General features: G+C 36.1%; 9 protein-coding genes. 2 read left to right on the top strand and 7 right to left on the bottom strand.

Annotated features, from left to right (window positions below):
• Positions 1 to 217: 217 nt before the first annotated feature.
• From uvrA to FFS26_RS09705, 4 genes are all read right to left on the bottom strand, one after another.
• Positions 218 to 3,049: an excinuclease ABC subunit UvrA gene (gene uvrA, locus FFS26_RS09720; RefSeq protein WP_137904926.1), complete on the bottom strand. Its 2,832-nt coding sequence runs from the start codon at positions 3,047 to 3,049 to the stop codon at positions 218 to 220.
• Between the two features lie 303 nt (positions 3,050 to 3,352).
• Positions 3,353 to 5,236: a type VI secretion system baseplate subunit TssF gene (locus tag FFS26_RS09715; protein WP_137904925.1), complete on the bottom strand. Its 1,884-nt coding sequence runs from the start codon at positions 5,234 to 5,236 to the stop codon at positions 3,353 to 3,355.
• 24 nt (positions 5,237 to 5,260) lie between these two features.
• Positions 5,261 to 5,701, bottom strand: a complete 441-nt coding sequence (locus FFS26_RS09710; protein ID WP_002979175.1) for a GPW/gp25 family protein — start codon at positions 5,699 to 5,701, stop codon at positions 5,261 to 5,263.
• Between the two features lie 157 nt (positions 5,702 to 5,858).
• A complete protein-coding gene (locus FFS26_RS09705; protein ID WP_137904924.1) occupies positions 5,859 to 7,271 on the bottom strand; it encodes an APC family permease in 1,413 nt (470 codons plus the stop codon).
• A gap of 142 nt (positions 7,272 to 7,413) precedes the next feature.
• Here FFS26_RS09705 and FFS26_RS09700 point away from each other — a divergent pair, with 142 nt between their 5' ends.
• Positions 7,414 to 7,911 carry a DUF4920 domain-containing protein gene (locus FFS26_RS09700; protein WP_110010244.1) on the top strand — a complete coding sequence of 166 codons (498 nt, stop codon included), beginning with the start codon at positions 7,414 to 7,416 and terminating at the stop codon, positions 7,909 to 7,911.
• A 212-nt stretch (positions 7,912 to 8,123) separates the two neighbouring features.
• On the opposite strand, the gene FFS26_RS09695 is transcribed toward FFS26_RS09700, so the two are convergent.
• Positions 8,124 to 9,233 (bottom strand): M14 family zinc carboxypeptidase, encoded by a 1,110-nt coding sequence (locus FFS26_RS09695; RefSeq protein ID WP_137904923.1) that lies wholly within the window; start codon positions 9,231 to 9,233, stop codon positions 8,124 to 8,126.
• A 969-nt stretch (positions 9,234 to 10,202) separates the two neighbouring features.
• On the opposite strand from FFS26_RS09695, the gene FFS26_RS09690 reads away from it, so the two are divergent.
• Complete coding sequence (locus tag FFS26_RS09690; protein WP_137904922.1) at positions 10,203 to 10,739, top strand: helix-turn-helix domain-containing protein; 537 nt, start codon at positions 10,203 to 10,205, stop codon at positions 10,737 to 10,739.
• Between the two features lie 433 nt (positions 10,740 to 11,172).
• Here the strand turns inward: FFS26_RS09690 and FFS26_RS09685 are convergent, their stop codons facing one another.
• Together FFS26_RS09685 and FFS26_RS09680 are read right to left on the bottom strand one after the other, a co-directional pair.
• A complete protein-coding gene (locus FFS26_RS09685; RefSeq protein WP_137904921.1) occupies positions 11,173 to 12,339 on the bottom strand; it encodes a proline dehydrogenase family protein in 1,167 nt (388 codons plus the stop codon).
• Positions 12,340 to 12,402: 63 nt separating this feature from the next.
• Positions 12,403 to 13,332, bottom strand: a complete 930-nt coding sequence (locus FFS26_RS09680; protein WP_110010248.1) for a UbiA family prenyltransferase — start codon at positions 13,330 to 13,332, stop codon at positions 12,403 to 12,405.
• Between the last annotated feature and the right edge of the window lie 5 nt (positions 13,333 to 13,337).

Here is a 13,337-nt window from a genome sequence, read left to right as displayed (position 1 = left end):
TAACATTAAAACTTAATTAATTGATTATCAGTTTAATAAATTTTAAAAATAATTGAAAATTTAATATTGGAGGGTTATTTTAGGCATAAAAAAGGCTAAACCTGATGAGTTTAGCCAATTATTATCTCAATTTTTATTTTAAACGTTGATCAATATTCTGAAGTAAATTATTTAGATTCTTTGGAATAACAAAAAAGCTTCATAATTTTATGAATACTTACTCCAGTTCTCTTTTCAGGAACTTCCCTGTCAAGCTCTTCTTGGACTTCACAATTTCCTCAGGAGTTCCCTGTGCTACAATCTGCCCGCCATGTTTTCCTCCTTCTGGTCCTACGTCAATAATATGGTCTGCTAATTTAATCACGTCCATATTATGTTCAATAATGATGAATGAGTTTCCGAGTTCTACCAACTGATTGATGGCATCCATCAGGATTTTTACGTCTTCGAAATGAAGTCCTGTAGTGGGTTCATCAAGGATATAAAGGGTATTTCCGGTTTGTCTTTTTGCTAATTCAGTTGCTAACTTGATACGTTGTGCTTCACCTCCTGAAAGGGTTGTCGACTGCTGTCCAAGGGTAATATACCCTAAACCTACATCCTGTAATGTTTTTACTTTTGCAAAAATTTTAGGAATCGGCTGGAAGAAATCTACGGCTTCATCAATCGTCATATCCAATACGTCAGAGATTGATTTTCCTTTGTAACGAACTTCTAAGGTTTCTCTGTTGAAACGTTTTCCGTTGCAGGTTTCGCAGTGTACGTATACATCCGGAAGGAAATTCATTTCGATCACTTTTAATCCTCCACCCTGACAGGTTTCGCATCTTCCGCCTTTCACGTTGAAAGAGAATCTTCCCGGTTTATATCCACGGATTTTACTTTCCGGCAGCTCTGCAAAAAGGTTTCTGATATCGGTAAACATTCCGGTGTAGGTTGCAGGATTCGAACGTGGCGTTCTTCCGATTGGAGTCTGATCTACATCTACAATTTTATCAATATTTTCTAACCCTTCAATCTTTTTGTATGGTAACGGTTCCTGAACCGCTCTGTAGAAATGCTTGTTAAGGATCGGATATAATGTTCCGTTAATCAGAGAAGATTTTCCGCTTCCTGAAATTCCGGTTACTACAACCAGTTTTCCAAGAGGAATATCCAGGGTTACATTTTTAAGATTATTCCCAGTAGCTCCTTTTAAAACAATATTTTTACCGCTTCCAGCTCTTCTTTCTGCCGGAATTTCTATTTTTCTTTTTCCATTAATATACTGCGCCGTGATGGTATCAGCTTTCAAAAGATCTTTTGGTTTTCCCTGCCAAAGAATCTCTCCTCCGAATTTTCCTGCTCTCGGACCAATATCCAGCACCTCATCGGCTTCCAGGATCATGTCTTTATCATGTTCTACCACCAATACAGAGTTTCCAATGTCTCTCAGGTTTTTCAGAGAATGGATCAATCTTTCATTATCTCTCTGGTGAAGCCCGATACTTGGTTCATCAAGAATATACAATACATTCACCAACTGAGATCCGATCTGTGTTGCCAGACGGATTCTCTGTGATTCTCCTCCGGAAAGTGTTTTTGAACTTCTGCTCAGACTTAAATAATCCAATCCTACATCCAGCAAAAACTGAAGTCTGGTTTCAATTTCTTTTAAGATCTCGTGAGCAATGATTTTATTCTTTTCTGAGAATTTATCTTTAACATCAGCCAGCCAGTCTTTTAAATCCGCTAAGCTTAAAGCATTGACCTCTGCAATGTTCTTTCCATCAATTTTAAAACTTAAGCTTGAAGGCTGAAGGCGGGTACCATGACATTCAGGGCATATTTCTTCTGTAGTAAAATGTCTTTCCAATAAAACAGCTTCATATGAGTCTCTATCATCAATAATCTCCTCCATGAAAGCAATCAGACCATCGAAACCAATTTTTATTTTTTTAGTAATTCCGGCGTATTTCAGGTCTTTATTAAACTCTTTATGACATCCGTTATAGATATAATCCAATGCTTCTTCAGGAATATCCTGCAATGGCGTTGTTAATCCTAATCCAAAGATCTCAAGAATGTTTTTGATCTGTGACAGAATCCATTTGTTGGACTTGATATCTTCCAATGGTAATAATCCTCCCTGATTAATTGACAGTTTAGGATTATCGATGAAATAATCGGTATTGATCTTTTTAATGGTTCCCAGACCTTTACAATTCGGACAGCTTCCTTTTGGAGAGTTGAATGAGAAGGTATTGGGTTCAGGCAGCGCCAAAGAATGTCCGGTTTCAGCATCCATAAGGTTTTTGGAAAAATATTCGATATCTGTACTTCCCAGTTTCTGAATTCCGATAATGCCTTCTCCCATTTCCATTGCAGTACGTAATGATTTTTCCATTCTGCTTTCCGAAGCATTCTCCCCGATGATCCAACGGTCGATAACGATATCGATGTCGTGGGTTTTATAACGGTCAAGTTTTAAATCATATTCAATATCCTGCAGTTCGCCATCAATTCTTGCCTGCCCGTAACCTTTTTTGGCCATCTGAACAAAGAGCTCATGATAATGTCCTTTTCTGGAACGCACAACTGGCGCCAAAAGCATGATTTTCTCTTTTTTATAATTTTCTTTGATGGTTTCAAGGATCTGATCTTCAGTATAGCTTACCAACTTCTGCCCTGTGGACAAAGAGTACGCATCCGAAACTCTGGCATACAGAAGACGCAGAAAATCGTACAGTTCGGTAACCGTTCCTACGGTGGAACGCGGGTTTTTATTGGTTGTTTTCTGCTCAATGGCAATAACCGGGGAAAGACCTTCGATTTTATCTACATCGGGACGCTCCAATCCGCCCAAAAACTGGCGTGCATAGGCAGAAAAAGTTTCGATATAACGACGCTGGCCTTCTGCAAAAATAGTATCAAAAGCCAACGACGATTTTCCACTTCCGGAAAGGCCGGTAATCACGACCAATTCGTTGCGCGGAATTTTTACGTTAATATTTTTAAGATTGTGTTCACGGGCTCCGTAAACTTCTATATATTCTGTTGATTTACTCATAATTTGGGGTGATTTTGCCTGAAAATCACAACGTGCAAAAATACGAAATTTTATAGACTTTTTTTGAATATAAAAGGGATAAAAGTTTCATAAAAAATTCTTAGGTTTTGTTAATGCATTGAACCCAATGTTATTGAATTTTCTGAAATGGTTTCTTATTTTCGAGCCATTATGTTTTGGCTGAAGCCAATGGAAATGTTTATTTATAAAAAAACGGGCTAAAGCCCGTTCCTATTGATATCATTCAAAATGCCGCAATTGATACGGCATTTTATATTTTAAACTGATTTATTTTTTTAAGGATTACATATCCTGGAAATCAATATCTTCATTGGTAATCCTTACGATATATTCGATTCCATCAATGGCTTTGGCAATAATCTGATTCCTGATAATATTGGCCATATTTTCCCAATACGCTCTTCCGTAGAAAGAATAGTTCTGCGGAATGATTTCTACCTCAACCGTTCTTACAAATCCTTCTTTTGGCTTGTTGCTGATCATCGTTCCTCTTCTTACCCTTACTTCTCTTACCTCATCTTTCAGAATCATGCGGCAATAATTTTTAACGTCTTCCAAAGAAATGATCTTATCTCTGGTTGTTAATGCATATTTATACGCCTGAATACTATCCGTTCCTTTTTGTTCCTCAGCTCCCCCTAATGTTTCGGTAAGCAGTACCACAGTCTGGGATTTCAGCTGGTTGGAAAGTTCAGTTCCCGGACGCATATGATTGGCCAGCGTACAGTGTGTAATCCAAAAAGAAGCGTAGGTATGATCGGTTTTTTCTACCGGTTCCATGATCACGTAATTCAGCTCCTGTCTGATATTCCTTTTGGCATTATTTACTTTCTGCACCATGGATTTCATTTTGTCAGACATTTCGCTGAGAACTCCTTTTACATTATCTCTGTTCAAAAGGGAAAATGCAGCAATTTCATCTCTTGTCAGTTCCAGAACATTGGCAATCATATCTACTGCATTTCGACTGGTAAAACGTTCCATTCCACCTTTTCTTACAGTATATAATCCTTTTTTAAGATCATCGGCCGGCGTGAAAGGAATTTCGGTATATCTTCTGCCGTCACCATCCTGTACCTCATCTACATAAAGGAAATGCTCGCCTTCGTCTGTTACCAAAGGGATATTATTCCCCATGATATCAAGGCTGTATTCTGTTTTTTTCCAGCCTCTGTTACAGATTGGAAAAGCATTCAGTACAAATGAGAAATTATCCAGGATTTCTGCTGAAAACTGTGGTGGAAACTCAAACGTAAGCCAGAGATAACTTTTATTATCCAGAAATTTAGTAATTTCTTCTTTTCCAGCCAGGAAATCAAGATTCTGTGGAAGCTGTCCAGGTTCTGAAAACAGGCTTTGAGAGATTCCTGTTACTTCAATAAATTTATGACGATAGATACTTTTAATATCTTCAATCACCTTATTTCTGATGGATTGTTCTTTGAACATCTGCTCATAACCATCGTTCTGACTTTCTGTAAGATAGCTTAATCCTTCTCTTACAAACAGAGGGTTACCATTGCTTGAAACCGTGATATACGGTAATAATTTGTATACGAAATCAAGGTGCTCGAAAGCAGGATTGGAGCAGAATATGCTCAGATATTTGGGAAAGTTTTCACTTACATATTTACTTACATCTACTCCTATTGTGATTTTTCTGTAATCTTCAGGTCTTCCCTGAAATCTTGCAATAGGAATTTTGTTGAATCTGTCGTCGATGCTGTAGCAGGTATTACCTACAAACATGATCGAAGTGTGAACTTTATTGATTCTCACATTTCCTACGGGAGTAAATGGAATGTTCAGCTGTTTGTCCGATTCCGATTTCACCGTGGAAGTCATCTGTTTACGGAAAAAGAATTCCGTGTGTTCCAATAAAATTTCAGAAGACTCATAAGGCTGTGTAAAAGCTACGGAATGAGCCGGAATAGGATGTGTATAAATGGACGGTGTAAGCAGTTTTGCCAGTTTTTCCAATATACGGGCATTCACCGTCTGTATTTCATTATTCGCTTTGAAGACCTCTGTACTGAATGCGTCTATCAGCAGTTTTACAAAAGGATCTAAAGACTGCGGGCTCCTTAGTCCCCATACTTTAGTTGCATTCTGCAGCATTCTTGCTTTTACAGATTCTTTGGAATAAATATTCTGATCTAAATTCATAATTTTCTTTCGCTGTTAAAAATATTAATCAATAGACATCGGGCTTAGAAACAGCTCTGTTGAGAAACTGAACCGTTCTCCTGTTTCTTCCATTTTTGCATTGATGGCAATTCTTACTTTCTTTTTAATTTCGGTGTGTTCTTTAGTATCGTAGCTGTGTTCTACAAATTGTATGTGAGCATCAATCTGCGGGTTCACGATTCTTGGTTCATATTCCTGAATCTGTCTTCTTAAGCTTTTGATAAAAACGCTTTCCCAGATGGCACTTGTAACTCCATTATCGAATTCAAGGTTCCAGACATCGTTTCCATAGTTTTCATCATATCTGTTCTCCCCTTTTTTGGTGGTGATCAGCAGCATAATATTGTGGGCAATACTTTCGCCCATATCGCAGGTATCGATACTTCCGCCTTCGGTCATTAAAGTAGACGGTACGAAAGGCATTCTGTAATTTGGTGTATCCATAACTTATTGTTTTTACTTCATGGTCCTGTTCTAAAAACGAAATACCAAATTACACATTTTCGACAAATAATAATGATATACTTTAAAATATTATTCAAAAACAAGGGCCTTCAAACTGAATTGAAAGGCCCATGAATCTGTTATATTATTTTTTATATTAATTATCCACCTTTTTTCGATTGATAAAATAGTACACAGGAAGTCCCAGCAATACCAAAACAAAACCAGGCCATGTATATTGCTGCTTGTAAATAAGCAACAGGATACAGAAACATGTTCCTATGACAAGATAAATAACCGGCGTTACAGGATAAAGCCATGTTTTATAAGGTCTCTCCAGTTCCGGCTGTTTGATTCTTAAATAAATAACTCCAAAAACCGTAATCATATAGAAAAGAACGATCACGAAAGAGATCATATCCAGCAAATTTCCATACTGCCCGCTCAGACACAAAATGGAAGCCCAGACTCCCTGCATCCACAATGCATTTTCAGGAACTTCATTTTTATTATTTTTTACTGCTGACTTAAAGAACATGCCGTCTTTGGCCATCGTCTGGAAAACTCTTGCTCCCGCCAGAATCAATCCGTTGTTACATCCAAATGTAGAAATCATGACCAATAAGGCAATGATGATAGTTCCTGCACTTCCAAATATATTCTGGGATGCCGCTACCGCTACTCTGTCATTAGCAGCAAATGCAATTCCATCTCTGTCCAGAGCATTTAAGTAGACATAGTTTACAGCGATGTAAAGGATCATTACAGCAGAAGTCCCATAAATCATTGATTTGACTACATTCTTTTTAGGATTTTCAATCTCCCCGGAAACAAATGTTACACTTTCCCACGCAACGGAACTGAAAACAGATCCTACCATGGCAGCAGCAATTCCTCCTAAAAGAGTCATTCCTCCAATCGGTTCCCAGCCTTCTTTAAGGAAATTACCACTCAAATCTTTTTTAAGGTTATTAAAAGAATCTGTTCCCCAGCTAAAGTTTTCTGCTAAATGAGAAATGTCTACCAAAATAAAACCGGCTGCTATCAGCCCAAGTAATGCAATAATTTTGGAACCGGTAAAGATATTCTGAAGAATTTTCCCACTTTCTACACCTCTGGTATTGATGTACGTAAGCAACAGAATCACAGCAATTGCCAGAATCTGTATCCAGGTAATTTTAAATTCACCACTCTGGAAAATAGGGGCAGCATCGTTTAATGAAGGAATCAAATACGCTGTAAATTTACCAAAAGCCATTGCTACGGCTGCAATTGTTCCGGTCTGTATTACGGTAAACAATCCCCATCCGTAAAGGAATCCCATTCTTTTACCAAAGATTTCTTTCAGGTAAGTATATTGCCCTCCGGCTTTCGGAAACAGTGCAGACAGTTCTCCATAGCTTATGGCTGCAGCTACTGTCATTACTCCTGTAATTACCCATACGATAATCATCCAAAACCCGGATCCCAGGTTTCGCATCATGTCAGCACTTACAATAAAGATCCCGCTTCCGATCATTGATCCCATCACAAGCATGATGGCATCCCATAGTTTCAGTTTTTTTTGCATAGTCAAGTATAGAGGTCAAATATAATCAAATCTGTCTTTGATTTTCAAATTTGTTGAAAATTCATCAAAACACCTGTCTTTTGTCATTTTTTATTCCTTTATGATTCAATTTTAATTAGTATTTTTGAGAAAAATATTAAACATGAAATTTAAAGCAATATTATTGGGTGCAGTTTTAACAGCTTCTTCGTTAGCTTTTGCTCAATCCGGACCACCGGAAGGGAAAGCGTTGGTAGGTGATACTTACGGAGATCAGGTAACTTCATCCGCTGAATCCAAAGCGATCACCGCAGATAAATTGAATAAGCAGCTTAAAAAAGATAACAAAAAAGTTGAGAATGTTTCCGTTAAAGGAAAAGTAACAGACGTATGCGACAAAAAAGGCTGCTGGCTTACGATCCAGACCGAAGATAATTCTAAGTTTTTTGTAAAAATGAAAGATTACGCTTTCTTTGTACCTACCGCATTAAAAGGGAAAAATGTTGTATTGGAGGGGAACGCAGAAAGAAAAGTAACTTCTGTAAATGAACAGAAACATTACGCGGAAGATGCTAAAAAGCCTCAGTCTGAAATTGATGCTATCACTCAGCCCAAAGAAGAAATCAGATTTGTAGCGAATGGAATTAAAGTGGTTAACTAATCTTTAGAGGACTCGACATTCTAAAATTAAGTTTTGGCTAAAGCCGGATGAATATTCATTAAATTAAATGGGCTAAAGCCCACTGCTATTGAATCACATTATAATTTAGTGCATAGCCATTTAAATTTTGGAAAGTAGTTATAAAAATAAAAGTTTCGGCAGCCCTGAAGGGGGCTGCCGAAACTTTTTTATATGGAGATATTTAAAGTCTTTTAATCTTCTATTTTAAAATCCACAACTGAGTCCAGTTTCGGATATTTAGTTGCAGAAATAAATTTCTTTCCGGTACAGTCTATTTCCAGCCAGCCCTTCTTTTGTTTCACATCTCCGGCTTCCATGACGAAAGGAATAAATGAGATGTCACTTTTCCCCTCTTCTTTGATTTCCCTGTACTGTACTGCAATATCCAGAATACATTCATGCTCTGTATTCAGCTTTACATTTCTGTAAATCAAGTCATAATGGGTTTCCTGGTTTTCAGGGATTTCAAGGTAAGTTTCCCAGCCTGTAGTATCAGAGTTCAGTTCACTGATTGCTTTTAATGCATAATAAAGAGCAATTGTATAGTATTTTCTTGTTCCTGTCCGGGTATAATCTTCTACAAAGTGCCCGCCTTCAAATAAGATGGTTGGCATTCCTGCTTTGATAAAGTTATCTCCGGTAGAAGTCGGATAAAATTCATCAGAATATCTTCCGATTTGGTTGGGAATCATTTCTTTTAAATGATTGTACACGCTTCCAATGACTGCCATACATTTTTTTCTGTTTTCGGTAACAGTACGTTCTACATTTTCAGAAGGTGCCAAAAAGGAAAGCGTGGCAGGATGAATACCATCAGTGGTAAATATGGTCCTCTGCTCATGAAGATTTAAAGCATAATCATATTTTTTGGAAGCGGCTGCTTTTTTCAGGAATTTAATCTCCTTACTTGCTTCGTTATGAAAATCTCTGTTCAGGTCAATATCGACAGCATTCAGTCTGGTCCATCTTTCGGATCCATCCGGATTCAGCATGAATATAAAATCAAGTGTTATTTTACTGAACAAATCATCTTTCATTCCGGGAGCTTTATCAAGACTTATCAGAAGGTCAAGCATAGCATGGGTAGCATTGGATTCATTTCCGTGCATTTGTGACCAGGCCAATACCTGAATGTTTCCGTTTCCGATACTTAACTGATAAATCGGTTTATCTAAATAGGATGTTCCGATCTCCCAAATATAATCGCTGAGATTGGCCTGTAGATAAGAAAACAATTTTTCAGGGGAAATATAGCGATTTGAGAAATCGGGGTTTTGAGAATAGATCTGTTCAAAATTCATTGTAGGAATAGTTTACAAGAATCAAATTTAGCCATTTTTAGCCAAAAAGTTAAATTAACATTTGTAAATATTAGTAAAATTCACAAATTTACATTTGACATCTGTTATGAAAATTGTTTACAAGATTTAAATTATTCAAATTGAGAGTTATCAAAATAAGTTGACAATTGTAACATTATTAAACAGCACTGCAGGACAATTTGTCTGTGGATAAAATTGTGGATTGCGAATAATTTAATATAACGTATTTAAAATATTAAAAGTCAGTACTTTATAAAGTTTAATTCAACTGTATTTATAATCGTACTTTAAGTGTAAAAATAGAGTATTTTTGCTCTTTGAGAGTTATTTTGCTAAACATAAAAATTGTGGAAAACCAAGTTGTTAATTAGTGTATACATATGTAAAACCACAGAAAAATCAAATGGATCTCTGAAAATTATTCAAATAATACTTTTATCAGGAGCTTTAATCTTTGATAAAATGAGTTGCTTAACAGGAAAAGTATTTTCCCCTCAATTTGGCCAAATATGGGCCTAAAATAGTGTATTTACATCAGTAATTTACTACTGTAACTCTATTAAAATTGCTTTTATATGTGTTTTATAAGGTATTTATCGATAACCTTATTTCCGGAAACGATTTAAGTAGTTTAATAATGTATATTCTGTTTTTAAAGATATTTAATGGATAAAATAGCTCCATCGATGGGTTTAATTTACATTTTTAAACCAGTTTTTTTAAAGAACAGTAGTCTTTTACCAGATCGAAACTATCTGTCTACAGCGGTAATGGTAGATTCACCTGATAATTAAATACAATTGTAATTTACATATAATGATTTGATTTTAAAACAATTAAAATAATGTTACAAATGTATATAAAAGAAATTTCAAATTATTTACATTTGTATTTTGCATTTGTAAATTACATATGTTACATTTGTAAAATAATTAAAAGCTTATTTTTATGAGTTTAAATGAAAGAATTTCCAAAATTATAGAGTATTCTCGTCTTACTCCTTCCGAGTTTGCTGATGAGATTGATGTGCAGCGTTCATCCATTTCACATATCACATCAGGAAGAAACAAACCTTCTCTTGAATTTATCATAAAAATAAAATCCCGTTTCCCGGAACTTCTTTGGGACTGGCTGGTGACTGGTGAAGGTGAGATGCTGAAATCTCAACTGCCGGAATCAGAAATTAACGAAGTGCATACCGAAGAGGAACAAATAAAGACAACTCCACTACCCGATCTTTTTACGATGATGAATGATGAGGATGAATTCGGAAGTGATGAAACGGAAGGGGAACCTTCAATATCAAGTTCTGGAGAATCGTTTATACCGGCCCATGATAAAGGTCCGGAAAAAATATCGGATTCTCAGCGATTAGAAAATTCGGGTGATCCTATTTTAGGGCAACTATTTGGTAATCAACAAAGTAAAATAAAACGAATTGTTCTGTTCTACGAAAACGGAAAATTTGAAAGTTTTGAGCCTTAAAAAAAACCTGATCAAGGAAATGATCAGGTTAAAAAAATATTTGAAGAAGAAAACTAAAGCTATTGCTTTATTTTATTTTAAAAAATTTTCACGGATACCAGCTGATAGAATTTTTATCTTTTATGATCGTCTGATCCCCTATTATATTTTTATAATTTAGTTTTAATAAGAGTGATTAGTGTATTGGAGAGTTACTGTCAGAGGACAGAAGTGTACTAGTAAATGAAGATATTGTTTTATGTTTTTTTATAGTTTTATCAAATATAATCATTTAAAATCAAATCAACAATAAAAATCGAATTATTTTACACTATAACCAACACATCTTACTATTATATTCATTATCATTAATTTACTGTTCCATTCCGTCTTTTAATTCCAATAAAAAAGACCTGCAAAACTGCAGGCCCGATATATATTGTGGACAATACTATTATTTCTTTCTTCTTTCCAATTCTTTTTTGATCAGTCCAAGCTCTCTTCCGGTTTGTCCGGCTACAGAGGTGTTTTCCTGGGCTCTTCTGGTCAAATAAGGCACAACATCCTTTACAGGTCCGTATGGAAGATATTTAGCCACATTGTAGCCTTTATCAGACAAATAGAAGGTGATATTATCACTCATCCCGTAAAGCTGTCCGAAATAGACGTGCGGATTGCCGTTTTCCAGAGATTTTGCCTTCATTTTATCCATAATCAGCTCAGAAGAGATTTCATTATGGGTTCCAAAGAATGCTGACACTTTATCCAGATGATCCATTACAAAGTCAATTCCTGCATTATAATTTTTATCTGAAGCCTCTTTGGTTGGCTGAATAGGATCTGCATACCCTTTTTCTGCTGCTCTGGCTCTTTCTTTTTCCATGTAAGCACCACGAACGATTTTATAACCGATGAAGTAATTTTTCTCTCTTGCTCTCTGAAGGTGTGCCTCCATATACTCCAGTCTTCCGGTTCTGTACATCTGGATGGTATTCCAAACGATAGGTTTCTGCTGGTTATATTTCTCCATCATTTCTTCACAAAGATGGTCTGCTGCGTCCTGCATCCAGGTTTCTTCAGCATCTACCATTACTTTTTTATCATGTTCATGGCAAAGACTGCATACTTCATCAAATCTTTTTATCACTCTTTCCCATTCTTCTTTCTGGCTGGTAGTAAGCTCAGCTCCTTTTCCAACAGCTTCATAAAGATCAATTCTTCCGAATGCGGTAGGTTTAAATACAATAAAAGGAATCGCCGGATTTCCTACTGAGAATCGTACAATGTCCTTGATTTCTTTGCAAACCGCATCAAAAGTTTCTTCATCTTCTTTTCCTTCAATGGAATAATCAAAAATACTCCCAACTCCTCTTTTGAACAGCTGCTTTACAACTTTCATGCTTTCTTCACGGGTTTCACCACCACAGAACTGCTCAAATAAGGTATTTTTTACAATTCCGGTAACGAAAGGGAAATTATTGTGTACTGTGAAATTCAGAACAGATGTTCCAAGGCTTGTAAGAGCGGGCTGTTCAATCATTTTAAACATCCAGTAAGCCTTTCTCAATTGTGCATCAGACTTGTCTGCAAATGCAATTTTAGTATCATTAAAAATGGGCATTCCTATTTATTAAATTTAGTTATGCAAAGGTAATAATAACCTCAGTTTATTTAAAGATTTTTTTTACAATTTATGCTCTATTCCATTTAAAAGCATGGCGATGATTCCGACAAAAACCCAGAATCGTAACACGTTCAATGTAAGGAAGTTAATTCTTCTGGAAGCATTTAAAAGAAGATATATGCATACAATCATGACAAAAAGCCCGCCGGCAAAATAATAAGCCATGAATCCGGTAGTGCTGGTTTTCGTAATAATATTCATTGAAACTGCCATGGTAATGATCAATAAAGAAGTCAGAATAATTTTTGTATTTCTGCTTTTAAAATAATTGGGAATGGTAGTATACCCGAAAGCTTTATCCACACTTCTGGTAAGAGTATCTTTCACAATATCAATACATAACAGGATAAGGAATAGAAAAACAGCCATCAGGAAAACCTTTTTGGAAAAGGTTTCGTAATACACCATCATTCCAAAAAACGGATACAGCGTCAGACTGACAAAAGTAAGGTTGTTCAGGATCAGTATTCTGCTCAGTTTATGGCTGTAAAACCACATAAAGAACTGATAGACCAGGAAAAAAACAAATACATTATGAGAAATTATCCAGGCTACCCCTAGAGAAATTGCACTTAGTGCCAGGTAGGCATAGAGAAAATATTTCTGTTTGATGAAACTCTGAACCCTTGTTCTGAAAGGCTTTACTACATGATCTTTCTCGAGATCGTAAAACTGGTTGATAATACCACCTGCCAGAATTGTAAGGACGGTACAAAAAATAATACCGTGAACTTTGAAATCGAAGACAAATTTTCTGAAGGATTCATCCTGATTGAACAGGAAAAAAGTAGAAACATAGAGAGCAAACGTCAGCAGAGCCGCTACAAAAAACCGTGCTCCGAGAAGAAAGCCCACGAATTGTGAAAATCTGTAAAATAGAGATTTTGATAAATAGTTTTTAGATTGGAAAGGTTCTTTTTCAGAATTCATTCCAA

Source organism: Chryseobacterium sp. 2VB (genome assembly GCF_005503635.1).
Lineage (GTDB): Bacteria > Bacteroidota > Bacteroidia > Flavobacteriales > Weeksellaceae > Chryseobacterium > Chryseobacterium cupriresistens.
The sequence above is the reverse complement of the archived record's forward strand: the minus strand, read 5'-3'. Positions and strand labels throughout refer to the sequence as shown.